Source organism: Enterobacter sp. N5-15, assembly GCF_057221635.1.
Genome location: NZ_CM170150.1, coordinates 4,190,033 through 4,209,302, shown reverse-complemented (window position 1 = coordinate 4,209,302; position 19,270 = coordinate 4,190,033). Strand labels below are relative to the sequence as shown.

The following is a 19,270-nucleotide window of genomic DNA, read 5'->3' as shown; positions in this document are numbered from 1 at the left end:
ATGAGCCACTTAGACAACGGTTTCCGTTCACTCAACCTTAAACGTTTCCCGGAAACGGACGACGTTAACCCGCTCATGGCGTGGGAAGCGGCGGATGAATATCTGCTGCAGCAGTTGGATGAGACTGAAATCCGCGGCCCGGTTTTGATCCTGAATGACGCCTTTGGCGCGCTGGGCTGCGCCCTGGCGGAACACACGCCTTACAGCATCGGCGATTCCTACCTGAGCGAGCTGGCGACGCGTGAAAACCTGCGCCATAACGACATCGAAGAGTCCAGCGTGAAGTTCCTCGACAGCACCGCGGACTACCCGCAGGCGCCGGGCGTGGTGCTGATCAAAGTGCCAAAAACCATGGCGCTGCTGGAGCAACAGCTTCGCGCGCTGCGTAAGGTCGTGACGCCTGAAACGCGCATCATCGCGGGTGCCAAAGCGCGCGATATTCACACCTCGACGCTGGAGCTGTTCGAGAAAGTCCTCGGGCCGACCACCACGACGCTGGCCTGGAAAAAAGCGCGCCTGATCAACTGTACCTTCAGCGCGCCGGAGCTGGCCGACGCGCCGGAGACCCTGAGCTGGAAGCTGGAAGGCACCGACTGGACCATCCACAACCATGCGAACGTCTTCTCCCGCACCGGGCTGGATATCGGGGCGCGTTTCTTTATAGAACATCTGCCGGAAAATCTGGAAGGTGAGATTGTCGATCTAGGCTGCGGTAACGGCGTGATTGGCCTGACGCTGCTGGCGAAGAACCCGGACGCCAGCGTGGTGTTCAGCGACGAGTCGCCAATGGCGGTGGCCTCCAGCCGTCTGAACGTGGAAACCAACATGCCGGAAGCGCTGGACCGCTGTGAGTTTATGATCAACAACGCGCTGTCTGGCGTAGAGCCGTTCCGCTTCAACGCGGTGTTCTGTAACCCGCCGTTCCACCAGAAGCACGCCCTGACGGATAACGTCGCGTGGGAGATGTTCCACCACGCGCGCCGCTGCCTGAAAATCAACGGCGAGCTGTACATCGTGGCGAACCGCCACCTGGACTACTTCCACAAGCTGAAGAAGATTTTCGGCAACTGCGTCACCGTTGCGACCAATAACAAGTTCGTGGTGCTGAAGGCGGTGAAGCTGGGGCGTCGTCGGTAAGATTGGGTATGTGTGGCCTGATGCCCTCACCCCAACCCTCTCCCACAGGGAGAGGGAGCAAACACTAAAAACGGCAACTGGGTTGCCGTTTTGCTTTTACCTTGGCCGCCCGGCAATGCCCTAGATCGCCAGAGCTAACTTCGTCCCCTGCGCAATTGCCCGCCGCGCGTCCAGCTCCATCGCCACGTCGCACCCGCCGATCAAATGCACCGTTTTACCTGCTTCGCGCAGCGGATCCGCCAGATCGCGCTTCGGCTCCTGCCCGGCACATAAAATGACGTGATCCACGCGCAGCAGCTGCGGTTCGCCGCCGATCGTGACGTGCAGACCCTCGTCGTCGATCTTCTGGTAGCTGACCGCCGGGATCATCTTCACCCCGCGTGAGAGCAGGGTGGCGCGGTGGATCCAGCCCGTGGTTTTGCCCAGCCCTTCGCCCGGCTTGCTGGCCTTACGCTGCAGCATCACGATCTGGCGCGGGCTTTTCGGCAGCTGCGGCCCTTCCGGGCGCAATCCGCCGGACTGGCTCAGACTGGTGTCGATACCCCATTCCACGCAAAACTCGGCAATGTTCTGGCTGGTGGCCTCGCCCGGCTGGCTTAAATACATGGCGGTATCAAAACCGATCCCGCCGCAGCCGATAATCGCCACCTTCTCGCCAACCGGCGTTTTGTCACGCAATACATCCAGATAGCTCAGCACTTTCGGATGATCGATACCCTCGATCGCCGGCAGGCGCGGTACGATCCCGCTCGCCAGGATCACCTCATCGAAACCGATCAGATCCGCCGCGCTGACAAACTGGTTAAGCCGCAGCTCGACGCCTGTAAGTTCGATCATCCGGCGGTAGTAGCGCAGGGTTTCATAGAACTCCTCTTTGCCGGGGATCTGCTTGGCGATATTAAACTGCCCGCCAATCTCCGCCAGCGCATCAAACAGCGTCACGCTGTGCCCGCGCGAGGCGGCATTTACCGCAAACGCCAGCCCCGCCGGGCCTGCGCCCACCACGGCCAGGCGTTTTTTATTGACCGCCGGAACGACCGGCATTTTGGTTTCATGGCAGGCGCGCGGGTTGACGAGACAGGAGGTGACCTTGCCGACGAAGATCTGATCCAGACAGGCCTGGTTACAGCCGATGCAGGTATTAATCTCGTCCGCACGGCCGCTTTGCGCTTTAGACAGCAGTTCGGCATCCGCGAGGAACGGGCGCGCCATCGACACCATATCGGCGTCGCCTCGCGAAATCACATCGTCCGCCACCTGCGGATCGTTAATGCGGTTAGTGGTGACCAGCGGAACAGACACTTTGCCTTTCAGCTTCCGCGTTACCCAGCTGAACGCCGCGCGCGGCACCGGCGTGGCGATGGTCGGGATGCGCGCCTCGTGCCAGCCAATCCCAGTATTGATAATCGTGGCGCCTGCGGCTTCAATCGCCTGCGCCAGCTGCACGGTTTCGTCGAACGTCCCGCCGCCTTCCACCAGATCGAGCATCGACAGGCGGAAGACGATAATAAAGTCCGCGCCCGCACGTTCGCGCACCGCGCGCACCACCTCCACGGCAAAGCGCATCCGGCGGGCATAGTCGCCGCCCCATTCATCGTCGCGCTGGTTGGTGCGGGCGGCGAGGAACTCGTTGATCAGGTAGCCTTCTGAGCCCATCACCTCAACGCCGTCGTAGCCCGCCTCGCGGGCCAGCGCCGCGCAGCGGGCAAAGTCGTCAATCAATGCCAGGATCTCATCGTGGGTCAGGGCGTGAGGTTTAAAACGGTTAATCGGTGCCTGAAGAGCCGACGGCGCGACCAGGTTCGGCTGATAGCTGTAGCGTCCGGTGTGCAGGATTTGCAGGGCGATTTTACCGCCCTCGCGGTGTACCGCGTCGGTCACAATGCGGTGGTGCGGCAGCTGTGACGCATCGTTCAGGACCGCGCCGCCCTCCATGCCCACGCCGGAAGGTGCAGGGGCCACGCCGCCGGTGACAATCAGCGCCACCCCGTGGCGGGCGCGCTCGGCATAGAAGGCTGCCAGACGCTCGGCCCCGTCCGGATGCTCCTCCAGCCCGGTGTGCATCGACCCCATCAACACGCGGTTTTTGAGTGTGGTGAACCCCAGATCGAGAGGGGCGAATAACGACGGGTAGCGGCTCATAGTCTCTTCCAGTGTAAAATTATTGTTATGTGGTCGGATGAGTTACTAATTTAGCCAGCGGCAGCGGAAAGGTAAAAGCGGGATCGAATGATTGTGATAGATCTCAAAGAACTTCCCCGGTGGCGCTGCGCTTACCGGGGCTACAAAACCCCAGGACGGATAAGCGCAGCGCCATCCGGCGTTTTTTACGGCGCCGTTGCGCGCACTAGCCCCGGTGCCTGCCACATCGACGTCGTCAGCCCGCTGTCCACCAGCCCAAGCTGGTCGGCGTACACCGCCTGCCATTTCTGCATCATGCCGTCGTACAGCTCGCGGTGCTGCGGGTTCGGCGTGAACTCGCGGCTCCACTTCACCAGCCGCTCGCCCATCGAAGCCATATCCGCAAACAGCCCCGCGCCCGCACCTGCCGCAATGGCGCAGCCGAGCGCCGTCGCCTCTTTCACTTCCGGCACGCGCACCGGCAGGCCGGTGACGTCGCTTAAGATCTGGCTCCACAGGGCGCCCTTAGCCCCGCCGCCCGCAAACACCAGGCTTTCAAACGTCACGCCGGAGAAGCGCGAAATTTGCGCCAGGTTACAGGCCGAGACGATGGCCGCATTCTCCTCCAGGGCGCGGAACAGCGTCGCTTTGTTGCACTTTTCCGGGTCGATGGAGAGGTTAATAAACGACGGCGCGGCGTGGTACCACTGCTTAAAATGCATCGCGTCGGAGAAGATCGGCATTACCCCGTGGGAGCCTGCCGGTACGCGGCTCGCCATCTCTTCCAGCAGGGAGTAGGTGTCCATCCCCATCCGCTCGGCAATCAGCTTTTCCTCCGCGCAGAAGGCGTCGCGGAACCAGCGCATGGTCAGCCCGGTAAAGAAGCTGATCGACTCCGCCTGCGCCATGCCGGGAATAACGTGCGGGTTCACGCGGATGTTCATCTCGGGGTCGGTACGCACCTGCGGCAGGTTCACCACCTGCTGCCAGAAGGTGCCGCCCAGCACCGCCGTTTGCCCGGCGCGAACCACGCCCAGCCCCAGACAGCCCAGCTGCACGTCGCCGCCGCCCATCACCACCGGAGTACCTTCGCGCAGGCCGCTCTGCTGCGCGGCCTCTTTGGTGATAGCGCCCAGTACGGTGCCGGTCTCTTTCACCGGGGAGAGGATATCGGCGCGCAGCCCGGCCATGTCGAGCAGCGCCGGACGCCAGTCGCGGGAGAAGAGATCGAGCATGCCGGTGGTGCCCGCGTTAGACGGGTCGACCGCCAGTTCGCCGGAGAGCTTCGCCGCCAGCCAGTCGCTGATCATGGTGATGGTCGCGGCCTTGCGGTAAATATCCGGGCGATGGTGCGCCAGCCACAGCAGGCGCGGCATGGCGCTCAGCGCCAGCGTCTGGCCGGAAACTTCATACACTTCGGATTCAAAACGGTCGTCGTGGATCTCTTTGAGTTCGGCCACCTCGCGGCTGGCGCGGGCGTCGACGTTGGCGCAGGCCCAGATGGCCTCGCCGTTGCGGTCGTACAGCACGATCCCTTCGCGCATTGAGCAGCAGGCGACGGACTGAATATCCGCCGCGCTCAGGCGCGCACGCTCCAGCGCCTGATGAATGCACCGGCAGGCTAACTGCCAGTTGGTCTCGAGGTCGAACTCCATCGACCCCGGCACGTTCTCCACGCTCAGGTGCTTCCACTCGGCCTGGCCGACGGCAATCTGGTTGCCCTGTAAATCGAAAATAACGGCGCGAACGCTGCCTGTCCCTGCATCTAACGCTAAAAGGTAACTCATGAGCTTGCCTCATTGTTAGCGCAGGGCAACCCCGTTACGTCAGGGCCAGCACCGCGCGGGCTGTCGTCTCCTCCGTCACCAGGCCATTGATACGGCGACCCTTCAGTGCGGCATAAATCGCATCGGCTTTCTCTTCCCCTCCGGCCACGCCAACGATGGTGGGCAGCTGCGCCAGTTCATCGAGCGTGACGCCCAGCAGTTCTTTATGGATCTCCAGCTCCTCGACGCATTCCCCTTCGGCATTGAGGAAATAGCCGAGAATGTCGCCGACCGCCCCTTTGCGGGCGTACATCAGCTGTTCACCTTCGCTGATATAGCCGGAACGCAGTATCGTCGCGTCACGGCGCTGGTTCACCGACCCAATGCCGACCACCGCCACGTCGGCGGCGGTGGCGGCGAGGATCACGTCCCGCACGCTGGTTTCGCGTTTTAAGATCCCGGCCACCTCGGCGGATGACACGCGAAGCGGGGCGGGGATCATGCTGACGCTGCAGGCCGCGTCCAGCTGACCGATACCGGTCATATAGGGCCCGACGCCGCCGGAGAGCGTCACCAGGCGGATCTGCTGCGAGCTGATAAAGCCGCTCAGGTGCTGCAGGCTGCTCATGGTGGTTTCACCAAACCCCACCGCCAGCAGCTGGCCGGGCTCCAGTACGCCCATCAGCGACTGCGCGGCGCCAATGCCGAGCCGCACGTTCATCGGCGGCGTATTTAACGCGGGCATCACGCGCACCAGCTTCAGGTCAAAGCGCTGCTGTAGCTCGGTCTCCAGCGCCAGGCAGCCCTCGTAGCGGGAGTTGATCTGCACGCGGATCACTCCGGACTGACGGCCCTTCTCCAGCAGGCGAGAAATCTTCAAGCGCGGCAGCCCAAGCCGCTCGCCGATGTCGTTCTGGGTCAGCCCGTCGTGGTAGTAGCACCATGCGACGCGCGCCACGAGTTCCTCTTCCGCCAGTGCCAGCCCGGCAAACCGTCCTTCTTCCGCAGTGCGTTTATCGCTCATAGTTGAACTCTTATAAAAATTTAGATCATATGTTCGTGATGGCGCGAAGGGAAAGTGTGAGCCACGCGACAAAACGGATCTTTTAGATCGTTTCTGGTTTATCTGTATCTCAATCGATAAAACTGTGATCCCTGCACGGTTGTAAATATAGTTCACCGTCTACGCTTTTGAACATTATTAAATCTAAAAATCATTTGTTCAATAGCGGAGCGATGATGACCTCACTTCTCGACGCGCAGAATATCAGCAAGCAGTTCTCAGGCGTGCCGGTTCTAAAAGGCATAGATTTCACGCTGCTTGCGGGACAGGTGCACGCCCTGATGGGCGGCAACGGCGCGGGAAAATCGACGCTGATGAAGATCATCGCCGGGGTCGAAAAGCCGGACGGCGGTGAACTTTCTGTCGAGGGGCAGTCATATGCGCGGCTCACGCCCGTGCAGGCGCACAGGTTAGGCATTTACCTGGTGCCGCAGGAGCCGCTGCTGTTCCCCAACCTGACGGTGCGGGAAAACATCCTGTTCCGCCTGCCGCGCGAGCGCGATCTGGAAAAGCGGCTGGCGGAGAAACTCCAGCAGCTGCAGTGCCAGCTTAATCTCGACGCCGCTGCCAGCACCCTGGAAGTGGCGGATCAGCAGATGGTGGAGATCCTGCGCGGGCTGATGCGCAATGCCAGGATCCTGATCCTCGACGAACCAACGGCCTCCCTCACGCCGGGCGAAACCGAGCGGCTGTTCCGCCAGATCCGCGCCCTGCAGGAATTCGGCGTCGGGATTGTGTTTATCTCGCACAAATTGCCGGAAATCCGCATGCTTTCGAGCCACGTCTCGGTGATGCGCGACGGCGCGGTGGTGCTGAGCGGCGAAACCGCGCAGTTTGACGACAGCGCCCTGATCGCCGCCATGACGCCGGTAAGCCGGGAGAAATCCCTGAGCGATACGCAAAAGCTGTGGCTGGCGCTGCCGGGCAACCGCCGCACCCAGCCGCAGGATTTCCCGGTGCTGCGGGTGGACGATCTCACCGGAGAAGGGTTTATCGATCTTAGCCTTGAGATCTACGCCGGGGAGATCGTCGGCCTGGCCGGGCTGGTGGGATCCGGGCGCACCGAGCTTGCAGAAACGCTTTACGGCCTGCGGCCGGTACGCGGGGGCCGCGTCTGGCTGGAGAATCAGGATATTACCGGCGAGCCGGTAAGTTCACGCCTGGAAAAAGGGCTGGTCTACCTGCCGGAAGACAGGCAGGTGTCCGGCCTGTTCCTCGACGCGCCGATCCGCTGGAACACCGTGGCGCTCAACGAGCCGTCGATTTGGCAGCAGCGCAAGCGGGAGTCGGCGGTGGTGGAGCGCTATCACCGGGCGCTGGGGATCAAGCTCAACCATGCGGATCAAACCGTGCGCACGCTCTCCGGCGGCAACCAGCAGAAGGTGCTGCTCGCGCGCTGTCTCGAGGCCAACCCTTTACTGCTGATCGTCGATGAACCGACGCGCGGCGTGGACGTCTCGGCGCGCGCCGACATCTACCAGCTGATAAAAAGCGTGGCGGCGCAGAACGTGGCGGTGCTGATGATCTCAAGCGATCTCGACGAGTTTCCCGGCCTTGCGGACCGGGTGCTGGTGATGCATCAGGGCGTGCTCAGCGGCGAGCTGCCGCGCCACGCCGTCAGCCTCGACAGGATGATGGCGCTGGCATTTGGAGGGCAATCATGAAGACCTTACTCAAAAACCGCGAGCTGAGCGCGTTTCTCGCCATTCTGGCGCTGTTCGCCGTGCTGGTGGCGCTGAATCCGTCCTATCTGAGTTTACAGACGCTGGGGATGATCTTCGCCAGTTCGCAGATCCTGATCCTGCTGGCCGTCGGCGCGGCGCTGGTAATGCTAACCCGCAATATCGACGTGTCCGTCGGCTCCATCGTCGGGCTGTCCGCCATCGCCGTCGGCGTGGCGCTTAACAGCGGCTACAGTCTGCCCGTTTCCATTCTCTTCGCGCTGTCGATAGGCGCGCTGGCCGGGGCGTTCAACGGGTTTCTGGTGGTGGGGCTGCGCATCCCGGCGATTGTCGCCACCCTCGGCACGCTGGGGCTGTACCGCGGGGCGATGCTGCTCTGGACGGGCGGAAAGTGGATTGAGGGGCTGCCGCCGGGGCTGAAATCCCTTTCTGAGCCTGCCGCCGTCGGCATTTCGCCGCTCGGCATTCTGGTGTTGATCGTCGCGGCCACGGGCGCGTGGACGCTGTCGCGCACCGCGTTCGGGCGTGATTTTTACGCCGTGGGGGATAACCTCGCCGCCGCGCGCCAGCTGGGCGTGGCGGTGAACCGCACCCGCATGATTGCCTTTACCCTGAACGGCATGCTGGCGGCCTGCGCCGGGATCGTCTTTGCCGCGCAGATTGGCTTTGTGCCCAACCAGACCGGCAGCGGGCTGGAGATGAAGGCCATCGCCGCCTGCGTGCTCGGCGGTATTTCGCTGCTGGGCGGCACGGGCACGCTGGTTGGCGCGCTGCTCGGCGCCTTCTTCCTGACACAAATCGACACCGTGCTGGTGCTGTTCAGGCTCCCGGCGTGGTGGAACGACTTTATCGCCGGGCTGGTGCTGCTGGGCGTGCTGGTGCTCGACGGGCGCCTGCGCCAGGCGCTGGCGCGCCATCAGCGGGCGCTGAAGTACGGTCGCTTCCAGCCGGGTAACAAAGGGGGAAAGCACGTCACCCCGTTTCCCAAACGCAAAAAAGAGGTGGCGTAAATGAGGCTTAACTGGGAAAGCGCGCTGCTGATTTTACTGGTGCTGGAGATCCTGCTCTTTGGCGCCATCAACCCGCGCATGCTCGACGTCAACATGCTGCTGTTCAGCACCAGCGACTTCATCTGCATCGGCATTGTGGCGCTGCCGCTCACGCTGGTGATCGTCAGCGGCGGGATCGATATCTCCCTCGGCTCGACCATCGGCCTGTGCGCCATCGCGCTGGGGGTGATGATGCAGGCCGGGTGGCCGATGGCGGTCGCCGTTCCATTGACGCTGCTGCTAGGCCTGTTGTGCGGATTATTTAATGCCGCGCTTATTCACTACACCGGCATCAGCCCGCTGGTGATCACCCTCGGCACGCTCTACCTCTACGGCGGCGGCGCGCTGCTGCTCTCCGGCATGGCGGGGGCGACGGGCTATGAGGGCATCGGCGGCTTCCCGGACAGCTTCACGGCGTTCGCTAACCTCACGGTGCTGGGTCTGCCGATCCCGCTGGTGCTGTTCGCGGTGATTACCGTCTTCTTCTGGCTTATTACCCACCGCGGGCGCTTTGGCCGTCATCTGTTTTTGATCGGCCAGAATCCTCGCGCGGCGCGCTATGCGGCGCTGTCGGTGAACGGCATGCCCTACGCGCTGTACGGGCTGGTGGGCGTGGCCTCCGCCATTGCCGCGCTGGTGATGGTCTCCTATTTCGGCTCCGCGCGTTCGGATCTGGGGCGCGATTTGCTGATGCCCGCGCTCACCGCCGCCGTGCTCGGCGGGGCCAATATCTACGGCGGGTCAGGTTCGGTTGTCGGTACGGCGCTGGCGGCGCTGCTGGTGGGCTACCTGCAGCAGGGTTTACAGATGGTCGGCATCCCTAACCAGGTGTCGAGCGCGCTGTCAGGGGCGCTGCTGGTTGTAGTGGTGATGGGACGTTCGCTGAGTCTGCACCGCGAGTGGGTGCGTTCTCTCTTTAGAAAACTATCCGGAGCGTAAGATGAAAACAAAACTGTTCGTCCTGGCAATGGCCCTCAGCTTCGCCTCGGCGCAGGCGGCGGACCGCATTGCCTTTATCCCGAAGCTGGTGGGCGTGGGCTTCTTCACCAGCGGCGGCAACGGCGCGAAAGAGGCGGGAAAAGACCTCGGCGTGGACGTGACCTACGACGGCCCGACCGAGCCGAGCGTCTCCGGCCAGGTGCAGCTGATCAATAACTTCGTTAACCAGGGCTATAACGCCATTATCGTCTCCGCCGTGTCGCCGGACGGACTCTGCCCGGCGCTCAAGCGCGCGATGCAGCGCGGCGTCAAGGTTCTGACCTGGGATTCCGACACTAAGCCGGAGTGCCGCAGCATCTATATCAACCAGGGGACGCCGGAGCAGCTTGGCGGCCTGCTGGTGGAGATGGCGGGCAAGCAGGTCACCAAACCGAACGCTAAAGTGGCGTTCTTCTACTCAAGCCCCACCGTTACCGACCAGAACCAGTGGGTGAAAGAGGCGAAGGCCAAAATCGAGAAAGATCATCCGCAGTGGCAGGTCGTGACGACCCAGTTTGGCTATAACGACGCCACCAAATCCCTGCAAACCGCCGAAGGGATCTTAAAAGCGTATCCGGATCTGGATGCAATCATCGCCCCGGACGCCAACGCGCTGCCTGCGGCGGCGCAGGCGGCGGAAAACCTGAAGCGCGAAGGGGTGGCGATTGTCGGCTTCAGCACGCCGAACGTGATGCGTCCGTACGTTGAGCGCGGCACGGTGAAAGCCTTCGGCCTGTGGGATGTCGTACAACAGGGCAAAATTGCGGTCAATGTCGCCGATCGCCTGCTGAAAAAAGGCGATCTTAACGTCGGCGACAGCGTGGACGTAAAAGATATCGGCGCGCTGAAGGTCGAGCCGAACAGCGTGCAGGGCTACCAGTATGAGGCGAAGGGCAACGGCATCGTGCTGCTGCCGGAGCGCGTGGTGTTCACCAAAGAGAACATCAGCAAATACGATTTCTGACGGGGGAGCAAATGGCTGATTTAGACGACATCAAAGACGGCAAGGATTTTGGCATCGGCACGCCGCAGCAGAATGTGCCTTACACCCTGAAGGGCTGCGGCTCGCTGGACTGGGGCATGCAGTCCAGGCTTGCGCGCATCTTCAACCCGCAGAGCAACCGCACGGTGATGCTGGCCTTTGACCACGGCTACTTTCAGGGACCGACCACCGGCCTTGAGCGTATCGATCTCTCCATCGCGCCGCTGTTTGGTGAAACCGACGTGCTGATGTGTACCCGCGGCATCCTCAGAAGCCAGGTGCCAGCCGCGACGAACAAACCGGTGGTGCTGCGCGCCTCCGGCGGTAATTCGATTCTGGGCGAGCTGTCGAACGAGTGCGTGGCGGTGGCGATGGAGGACGCGCTGCGCCTGAACGTCTGCGCCGTGGCGGCACAGGTGTACATCGGCAGCGAGTTTGAGCACCAGTCGATCAACAACATCATCAAGCTGGTGGACGCGGGCGCGCGCTACGGCATGCCGACGCTGGCGGTGACGGGCGTGGGGAAAGAGATGGCGCGCGACGCGCGCTATTTCTCGCTCGCCAGCCGAATCGCCGCCGAAATGGGGGCGCAGTTCGTCAAAACCTACTACGTGGACGAGGGCTTTGAAAAAGTGACCGCCAGCTGTCCGGTGCCGATTGTCATCGCCGGGGGCAAAAAGCTGCCGGAGCACGAGGCGCTGGAGATGTGCTGGCGCGCTATCGATCAGGGCGCGTCCGGCGTGGACATGGGGCGCAACATCTTCCAGTCCAGCGCGCCGCTCGCCATGCTGAAGGCGGTGAAGAAAGTGGTACACGAGAACATGAGCGCCCGGGAGGCGTTCCAGTTCTGGCAGGAAGAGAAACAGGGAGAAGCACAATGAACGTGACGCTGGTGGAGATCAACATTAAGCCCGAGCGGGTGGACGAGTTTCTGGAGGTGTTTCGCGCCAACCACGAGGGGGCGATTCAGGAGCCCGGAAACCTGCGCTTTGACGTATTGCAGGACCCGAGGGTGAAAACCCGGTTCTTTATCTACGAGGCCTATAAAGACGAGGAGGCGGTGCTGGCGCATAAGCAAACCCCGCACTATCTGGCGTGCGTGGATAAGCTTGAGGAGTTGATGTCGGAGCCGCGTAAGAAACGCAGTTTTGTGGGGCTGTTGCCGGAGTAGCGGATTTGCCCGGTGGCGCTGCGCTTACCGGGCCTACGGGTACGAGGTTGTGTTGATTTTGTAGGCCGGGTAAGTTTTGTAGGCCGGGTAAGCGCTAGCGCCACCCGGCGTTGTTCAGGCCAGCTCCAGCAGCTGTACCCGAGCCGTTGCCCCCGGCATCAGCCGCTGCAGGTTGTTGACCAGCTCTTCTCCTGCCTCTTCCAGTGCCGCAAGCGGCATCGACGGCAGGCTTTCAAGAATAAACCACATAGATTGCGCCTGGCTGTCCAGACGGGTACGCACCCCCTGTCGCCAGTTCCAGCGGCGGCAGGTGACGCCGAGGTCGTCGCGCCAGATAACCTCGCCAGCATCCGGGTATTCCACCACCGGCTGGCCCTCTTTAAAGGTATCAAACGGCTCGCTGCCGTCGGCCAGCGTCAGACGCGGCGCGCCGGAGTACGCCGCGAGATTTTCTCCTCCCACCGGAATGGCATAGCGAATGCTCACCGCGTTATAGATATCCACGACCGGATCCAGCGACGGCAGCGAACCGTCTTTCAGTACCCGCTTGCGCAGGGCCGCAGCGGAACAGGGCGTGCGTTTCGGTTTCGCGCCGAAGGCTTTAAACACCTCATCCCAGTCTGAAAGGTGTGCATCAGCCCACGGCACATCATCATTCAACATCTGCTGGCAGGCCTGCGCCAGCGCGGCGGCGGCAACCTCCGGGTGAGTAATCGGCGCAGCTTCAACCAGAATGCTCAGCGCCCGAAAGCCCGGAGCGATCCCGGCAAGACGCGAATCTATTGACGGCGTAACGAGAGACATAAATAATCCTGTATTGACTGTTTTATACCATGGTAGTGACCAATGACTGAGAAAGTCAATATAATGACTGATTCGGGTGCCGATGTTGCCCAGGTAAGCCTGGCCGTGGCGAACCGCATCCGCAACTGGCGTAAAGAGAAAAAGCTGTCGCTGGACGAGCTGTCCCGCCGCGCCAGCGTCAGCAAAGGGATGCTGGTGGAGATCGAAAAGGGCGCAGCCAACCCCAGCATCGCCATTTTGTGCAAGCTGGCCGCCGCGCTTGGCATCTCCGTGGCGGATATCGTCAACGTCTCCAGCGAGCCGCTGGTGCATGTTATCGCAGAAGCGGCGATCCCGGTGCTGTGGCAGGGTGCACAGGGTGGACGCGCCAGACTGCTGGCGGGTACCGCGGGACCGGACATGATTGAGTTATGGCAGTGGGAGATGCAGCCGGGGGAGCGCTTTACCTCTCCGGGGCACCCGGCGGGAACCTGTGAGCTGCTGCACGTGAACGAAGGCGTTTTAACGCTGACGGTGGACGAGACGGTGACCCAGGTTAACGCTGGCGCATCGGCGGTGGCGAAAATGGAAGCGGCGCACGGCTACGCCAATGAAGGCGATACCGTGCTTCGCTTCACCATGACGGTGGCGGAGTTTCACCGATAAAAAGTAGGCCGGGTAGGCGTAGCACCACCCGGCGTTGATTACGCCTCTTCCACGCTCACCCGCAGCGCTGCCAGCGCTTTACGGGCCGCTTTCAGCACCTGCTCACACTGCTCAATCGTCAGCGTCAGCGGCGGTTCAATGCGAATGGTTTTCGAGTTGTTGAGCGTTCCGGCCACCAGCACCCGCTGGCGGAACATCTCGCTCGCGAAGCTATAGCCGGTTTCGTTATCGACAAACTCAATCGCCATCAGCATTCCTTTCCCACGCGCGTCCTGCACCAGGTCCGGATACTCCCGGCCTAGCTGACGGAAGCCGTCCAGCAGCATGTCGCCTTTCTGCTCCGCCTGGGCGGGAAGGTTTTGCTCCAGCAGCACGTTGATGGTCGCCAGCGCGGCCGCACAGGCCAGCGGGTTACCGCCAAAGGTGGTGGTATGCAGGAACGGATTATCGAACAGCACCGAGAAGACCTCCTCGGTAGCCACCGTCGCGCCAATCGGCATCACGCCGCCGCCTAACGCCTTCGCCAGGCACAGAATGTCCGGCTGAACGTTTTCGTGCTCGCAGGCAAACATCTTGCCGGTGCGCCCCATCCCGGTCTGGACTTCGTCGAGGATCAGCAGGGCGCCAAACTCATCGCACAGCTGACGCACGGCGGGCAGATAGCCCTGCGGAGGGAGGATCACGCCGCCTTCGCCCTGAATCGGCTCCAGGATCACCGCCGCCACGTCATCGCCGGTTTTACGGCATTCGCTCAGCACGGTGCGCATGGCGTTGATGTCGCCAAACGGCACGTGGCGGAAGCCCGGCAGCAGCGGCATAAACGGTTTACGGAAGGTGGATTTGGCGGTAGCAGACAGTGCGCCCAGGGATTTACCGTGGAACGCGCCGCTGGTGGCGATAAAGGTGAATTTCCCGCGCGGCGACTGGTACGCTTTGGCGAGTTTAATCGCCGCTTCGACCGATTCCGTGCCGCTGTTGCTAAAGAAGCTGTATTTCAGCTTGCCGGGCGTTAAGGCCGCCAGCGTTTTCGCGAGCATGGCGCGAAGCGGGTCGAGCAGTTCCTGGCTATGGAGAGGTTGTTTCGCAAGTTGATTCTGTACGGCGGAAACCACAACTGGATTACGGTGCCCCACGTTGAAAATTCCAAAACCTCCCAGGCAATCTATAAACTCCTGTCCCTGGGTGTCGACAAGCGTGTTAAGACTTCCCGCTTGCCACTCTACGGCTCCGTAATCCCCGCCGGCGGTAACAGATTTGCGATACTCCAGAAACCCTGGATTGACGTGCTCTTTAAAGTAATCGATGACCTCTCGGTTAAGTTGTTTCATCTCCTCATGATCGAGCGTTCGCTTTTCAATGAGATTCAGTGCGTGCGCGGTACAGGCAAGAGCCGAGGCGCTGGAAGGTAACCTGTTCAAAATGTGCTCCCGGGGATCGCGTATCACATGATACTGGATTAAGTATTGCAGGGATTACGCCACTTCAGATGACTTAATGAAAATCGGGATAAACGCCAGGTTAAAATTATGTTGCACAATATTTAATCATGCCGGAGCAACCGAAACGGGATTTAGCGGTACAGGAAAGAGAGGATAAATGAGGGCGGAAAAGCGCAGCTGCACTAAAGAAGTGCATTCGCTGCAACTTAAGTGGGCATTAACTGGTCATGCTTTATAGGTAATTTCTTTACGAAAGTATTTGAAATCAATGAATTATAAAATCGTACAAAAAGTATGGTTTAAGTGAAATCTGCGATCTTCATCAAGTTTAACAACTAAAGATAAATTGTTTACCGCCGAAAAAACATTGACCCACAAAATTAACATTCAAATAACCTGCAAGGGATGCCCACGATGTCCTCTCCAACCTATGTCACCCAGAATGAATACCCTCTGGACGATGACACCACCTTAATGTCTACCACAGACGTCCACAGCTATATCACACACGCCAACGACACCTTTGTGCAGGTGAGCGGCTACCAGCTTGATGAGCTGACGGGCCAGCCGCACAATCTGGTACGCCACCCCGACATGCCAAAAGCCGCGTTTGCCGATATGTGGTACACGCTGCAGCAGGGCGAGCCGTGGAGCGGGATTGTCAAAAACCGGCGCAAAAACGGCGACCACTACTGGGTGCGTGCGAATGCGGTGCCGATGGTGCGCCGCGGGCAGGTGACGGGCTATATGTCCATTCGCACCAAAGCCACAGCGGAAGAGATTGCCACCGTGGAGCCGCTCTACCGGGCGCTGAACGACGGGAGCTGTAAGAAACGTGTGCACAAGGGGCTGGTGGTTGGAAAAGGCTGGCTGGGCAAACTGCCGGCTATGCCGCTGCGCTGGCGCGTGCGCAGCGTGATGGCGGTGCTTTTTGCCGTTCTCGCCGCCACGCTGGTCGCGACCTCCGCCGGGTGGATGCCGCTCGCCGCAGCCGCGCTAGTGATGCTGCTGGGGACGCTGCTGTTTGAGCAGCAGATTGTCCGCCCGGTAGAGAATGTGGCCCGACAGGCGCTGAAGGTCGCAACCGGTGAGCGCAACAGCGTGCAGCATCTGAACCGCAGCGACGAGCTGGGGCTGACGCTGCGCGCGGTCGGGCAACTGGGCCTGATGTGCCGCTGGTTAATCAATGACGTGTCGAGCCAGGTGGTGAGCGTCCGTGACGGCAGCGACAGGCTGGCGCAGGGGAACGAAGATCTCAACGATCGGACGCGTCAGACCGTGGCGAACGTGCAGCAGACCGTTGCAACAATGAACCAGATGGCCGCTTCCGTTCAGAGTAACTCTGAAACCGCCGCCGAGGTGGACAAACTCTCCGTGGCCGCGAGCAGCGCGGCCACGAAAGGGGGCAACGCGATGCAGACCGTGGTCAAAACCATGGATGACATTGCCGACAGCACGCAGCGAATTGGCTCGATTACCTCCCTGATTAACGATATCGCTTTCCAGACCAATATTCTGGCGCTGAACGCGGCGGTTGAAGCGGCAAGGGCAGGGGAGCAGGGCAAGGGTTTTGCCGTGGTCGCGGGCGAAGTCCGCCATCTTGCCAGCCGCAGCGCCAGTGCCGCGAATGATATTCGTAAACTGATTGATGCCAGCGCCAGCAAGGTGCAGTCCGGCTCTGAGCAGGTGCACGCCGCAGGCCGTACGATGGATGATATTGTCGAGCAGGTGAAAAACGTGACGCAGCTTATCGCCCAGATCAGCCACTCGACCTCCGAGCAGGCAACCGGACTGTCAGAGTTGACCCGCGCGGTCGCCGAACTCGACAGCATCACGCAGAAAAACGCCGACCTGGTCGAGGAGAGCGCCCACATTTCCGCGATGGTGAAGCACCGCGCCGGACGCCTTAAGGATGCGGTAACCGTGCTCCATTGATTCAATAATGTTCCGGAAAAGCCGTTTATTCCGTAAGGAATAAGCGGCATTTTATTTTCTGGTTGTGACTATTAATGTATTTTCTTGTTAAGTTAATATTAAATAACTAAAGAAAGTGCGTCAGCTATTTATCCCTGCCTAAGTCAATTATTCAGAACGCTATTTTGAAAAATACCCTTCCGGTGGTCTGGTAACGATCGATGGAGCAATATTAATAGCCTGTACCTATCCATTGTGACGGTTATGAAATAAAAAAACGATCAAACTCATAAAGTTAGCAAAATCGTTACCGATAACAGCGATCGTCTGAGAAATAATCACATCGATGGAGAAAATATGTTCTTACATGACGTAAAGATCGGCACGAAATTATTTCTGGCGTTTGGGTTCTTTATTGTCCTGATGGCGATCAGCGCGAGCCTGTCTCTGCTGAGCCTGAACCGGGCTAATAACGGGATGCAATCCATTATTACCAGTGATTATCCGACCACCGTAAAAGCGAACCAGTTAATCGATAACTTCCAGGAATTTATTAGCACTCAACAGCTGATGCTGCTGGACGAGCAGGGCACCTACACGGGGCAATCTCAGCAGCGCCTGAAAGAGATCAGCGAGCACATCACTGTGATCCTGGGCGAGCTGAACAACGCGCTGCAGGATCAAAAGTCTCAGCAGGTACTGGCGGATATCCGCAGCGTGCGCCAGCAGTATCTGGACTCGCGCTACCGCATTTTGCAGGCGGTGCAGAACAACAATCGTGCGGGCGCTATTCAGGAGATGATGACCACCACCCTCGCCGTGCAGCAGGCTTATAAAGCGAAGGTGAAGGAGCTGATTACCATTCAAAACAGCGAGATGCAGAGTGCAGGCGCGCAGGTGGAAGGGGATTTCAGGTCTAACCGCCTGCTGCTGATCCTGCTCACGCTCTTTAGCGTCGGGGCAGGCAGCCTGATCGGCTGGTTTATCGTGCGGGCTATCACTCGTCCGCTCGGCGAGGCGGTGCATTTTGCGAAAGCCATTTCAGAGGGCGACCTGACGGGCAGCATCACGCCTCACGGCAAAGACGAAACGGGTCTGCTGCTGCATGCGCTGATGGAGATGAAGACGCGACTGCTGGACATTGTGCAGCAGGTGCAAACCGGCTCGGAGAATATCTCCAGCGCAGCCGCGCAGATTGTCGCCGGGAACCAGGATCTGGCCGCGCGCACGGAAGAGCAGGCAAGTTCTGTCGAACAGACCGCCGCCTCGATGGAGCAGATCACCGCGACGGTGAAAAATACCGCCTCGCATACCGGGGAAGCAACCAACCTCTCGGCGGATGCCGCCACGGTGGTCAAAAACAACGGTGAGATGATGAAGCAGGTGACCAGCAAAATGCGCCTGATTAACGAAACATCGAACCGGATGTCCGACATTATCGACCTGATCGACGCCATTGCGTTCCAGACCAACATTCTGGCGCTGAACGCGGCGGTGGAAGCGGCGCGCGCCGGCGAGCACGGCCGCGGCTTCGCGGTGGTGGCCGGCGAGGTGCGCCAGCTTGCCCAGAAGAGCGCGTCGTCTGCCAGCGAAATCCGCGAGCTGATTGAGAGCTCCACCAGCCAGACTCAGGACGGGATGAACCTGGTCGAAAAAGCGAGTGGGCTGATCAACGGGATGGTCGGCAACGTGGAAGAGATGGACGTGATCCTGCGGGAAATTCGCCAGGCCAGCCACGAGCAGACGGAAGGTATCTCGCAGATTAACAGCGCGATTGGCCTGATTGACGCCACCACCCAGCAGAACTCCGCGCTGGTGGAGGAGTCTGTGGCTGCGGCGGCATCGCTTAACGAACAGGCGATGCACCTGAAAGAGCTGGTGCGCGTCTTCCGCGTGAGCGAGCGCGCTCCGGCTTAATCCAGCTGGGAGATCTCGAGCGCCGCGCGGTCAATGACGCCGATAATCTGCTTGAGCTGCGCGTCGCTGAGCTCTCCCTGATTCACCTTCAGGTCTAACACCGCTTTGAAGTTATCCAGCGCCCGCTTCATCTGCGGGTTTTTGCGCAGCTGAAAACCGACGGAACGCGCTTTGATACGCACCTGGATCTGTTCCAGCTGTTCCCGGTTTTCGTCCAGCCAGCGTTGTCCTTCAGCGGTAATCGCAATCTTCTTACGACCGCTCTCTTCTTCCGTGATGGTGATAAATGTCTGATCCTGAAGATAATCCAGGGTTGGGTAGATCACCCCTGGGCTCGGGGTGTAATTCCCCTGGGTCAGATTCTCGATCTCTTTGATCAGCTCGTAGCCGTGGCTCGCGCTGCGGGTCAGGATATCCAGAATCACCAGCCGCAGATCGCCGTGGCCGAAAAAGCGCGGTCGGCGCCCGCCGCTGTCGTGTTCGTGTCGCATAACAGATCCTTAAATTTGATATATCTAAACTATATCTAAGATATATTCAGATGCAATCTAAAAGATCTTGCATTTTTACTAACTAGTAATCATTATCATTTGAAAATTGAT

General features: G+C 60.2%; 16 protein-coding genes. 10 read left to right on the top strand and 6 right to left on the bottom strand.

All coding sequences use genetic code 11. The features are described 5' to 3' along the window. On the top strand, window positions 1-1,137 hold the full coding sequence (gene rlmG / locus AC2TE5_RS19860) for a 23S rRNA (guanine(1835)-N(2))-methyltransferase RlmG (protein WP_213328910.1): 1,137 nt from the start codon (window positions 1-3) through the stop codon (window positions 1,135-1,137). A 120-nt stretch (window positions 1,138-1,257) separates the two neighbouring features. On the opposite strand, the gene AC2TE5_RS19855 is transcribed toward rlmG, so the two are convergent. The 3 genes from AC2TE5_RS19855 to lsrR all read right to left on the bottom strand — a co-directional run bounded on the left by AC2TE5_RS19855 (window position 1,258) and on the right by lsrR (window position 6,048). Continuing rightward, window positions 1,258-3,279 carry an NADPH-dependent 2,4-dienoyl-CoA reductase gene (locus AC2TE5_RS19855; RefSeq protein WP_213328911.1) on the bottom strand — a complete coding sequence of 674 codons (2,022 nt, stop codon included), beginning with the start codon at window positions 3,277-3,279 and terminating at the stop codon, window positions 1,258-1,260. Window positions 3,280-3,464: 185 nt separating this feature from the next. Further along, complete coding sequence (gene lsrK / locus AC2TE5_RS19850) at window positions 3,465-5,045, bottom strand: autoinducer-2 kinase (protein WP_213328912.1); 1,581 nt, start codon at window positions 5,043-5,045, stop codon at window positions 3,465-3,467. Window positions 5,046-5,079: 34 nt separating this feature from the next. Next, window positions 5,080-6,048 carry a transcriptional regulator LsrR gene (gene lsrR, locus AC2TE5_RS19845; protein WP_484612258.1) on the bottom strand — a complete coding sequence of 323 codons (969 nt, stop codon included), beginning with the start codon at window positions 6,046-6,048 and terminating at the stop codon, window positions 5,080-5,082. Between the two features lie 215 nt (window positions 6,049-6,263). On the opposite strand from lsrR, the gene lsrA reads away from it, so the two are divergent. The 6 genes from lsrA to lsrG are packed head-to-tail and all read left to right on the top strand — an operon-like array spanning window position 6,264 to window position 11,949. After that, on the top strand, window positions 6,264-7,751 hold the full coding sequence (gene lsrA / locus AC2TE5_RS19840; protein WP_484613369.1) for an autoinducer 2 ABC transporter ATP-binding protein LsrA: 1,488 nt from the start codon (window positions 6,264-6,266) through the stop codon (window positions 7,749-7,751). Further along, on the top strand, window positions 7,748-8,779 hold the full coding sequence (gene lsrC, locus AC2TE5_RS19835; RefSeq protein ID WP_484612257.1) for an autoinducer 2 ABC transporter permease LsrC: 1,032 nt from the start codon (window positions 7,748-7,750) through the stop codon (window positions 8,777-8,779). The genes lsrA and lsrC overlap by 4 nt, the downstream gene beginning before the upstream one ends. Then, the gene (gene lsrD / locus AC2TE5_RS19830) at window positions 8,780-9,757 is read left to right on the top strand and encodes an autoinducer 2 ABC transporter permease LsrD (RefSeq protein ID WP_484612256.1); all 978 of its coding nucleotides are present in this window, start codon (window positions 8,780-8,782) and stop codon (window positions 9,755-9,757) included. Window position 9,758: 1 nt separating this feature from the next. After that, window positions 9,759-10,760, top strand: a complete 1,002-nt coding sequence (gene lsrB / locus AC2TE5_RS19825; RefSeq protein WP_042715406.1) for an autoinducer 2 ABC transporter substrate-binding protein LsrB — start codon at window positions 9,759-9,761, stop codon at window positions 10,758-10,760. 11 nt (window positions 10,761-10,771) lie between these two features. Then, window positions 10,772-11,659 carry a 3-hydroxy-5-phosphonooxypentane-2,4-dione thiolase gene (lsrF, locus tag AC2TE5_RS19820; protein ID WP_484612255.1) on the top strand — a complete coding sequence of 296 codons (888 nt, stop codon included), beginning with the start codon at window positions 10,772-10,774 and terminating at the stop codon, window positions 11,657-11,659. After that, window positions 11,656-11,949 (top strand): (4S)-4-hydroxy-5-phosphonooxypentane-2,3-dione isomerase, encoded by a 294-nt coding sequence (gene lsrG, locus AC2TE5_RS19815; protein WP_008503162.1) that lies wholly within the window; start codon window positions 11,656-11,658, stop codon window positions 11,947-11,949. The genes lsrF and lsrG overlap by 4 nt, the downstream gene beginning before the upstream one ends. Window positions 11,950-12,063: 114 nt before the next feature. On the opposite strand, the gene AC2TE5_RS19810 is transcribed toward lsrG, so the two are convergent. Beyond that, entirely contained in the window at window positions 12,064-12,753 is a 690-nt protein-coding gene (locus tag AC2TE5_RS19810; protein WP_484612254.1) for a B3/B4 domain-containing protein, read from the bottom strand. A 42-nt stretch (window positions 12,754-12,795) separates the two neighbouring features. On the opposite strand from AC2TE5_RS19810, the gene AC2TE5_RS19805 reads away from it, so the two are divergent. Then, a complete protein-coding gene (locus AC2TE5_RS19805) occupies window positions 12,796-13,398 on the top strand; it encodes a helix-turn-helix domain-containing protein (protein WP_484612253.1) in 603 nt (200 codons plus the stop codon). Window positions 13,399-13,436: 38 nt separating this feature from the next. Here the strand turns inward: AC2TE5_RS19805 and ygjG are convergent, their stop codons facing one another. Next, a complete protein-coding gene (ygjG, locus tag AC2TE5_RS19800; protein WP_032660397.1) occupies window positions 13,437-14,816 on the bottom strand; it encodes a putrescine aminotransferase in 1,380 nt (459 codons plus the stop codon). Window positions 14,817-15,251: 435 nt separating this feature from the next. Here ygjG and AC2TE5_RS19795 point away from each other — a divergent pair, with 435 nt between their 5' ends. Together AC2TE5_RS19795 and AC2TE5_RS19790 are read left to right on the top strand one after the other, a co-directional pair. Next, window positions 15,252-16,772: a methyl-accepting chemotaxis protein gene (locus tag AC2TE5_RS19795; protein WP_213328918.1), complete on the top strand. Its 1,521-nt coding sequence runs from the start codon at window positions 15,252-15,254 to the stop codon at window positions 16,770-16,772. A gap of 336 nt (window positions 16,773-17,108) precedes the next feature. After that, complete coding sequence (locus AC2TE5_RS19790; RefSeq protein ID WP_213328919.1) at window positions 17,109-18,668, top strand: methyl-accepting chemotaxis protein; 1,560 nt, start codon at window positions 17,109-17,111, stop codon at window positions 18,666-18,668. On the opposite strand, the gene AC2TE5_RS19785 is transcribed toward AC2TE5_RS19790, so the two are convergent. Next, window positions 18,665-19,159: a PadR family transcriptional regulator gene (locus tag AC2TE5_RS19785; protein ID WP_023333504.1), complete on the bottom strand. Its 495-nt coding sequence runs from the start codon at window positions 19,157-19,159 to the stop codon at window positions 18,665-18,667. The genes AC2TE5_RS19790 and AC2TE5_RS19785 overlap by 4 nt on opposite strands. Between the last annotated feature and the right edge of the window lie 111 nt (window positions 19,160-19,270).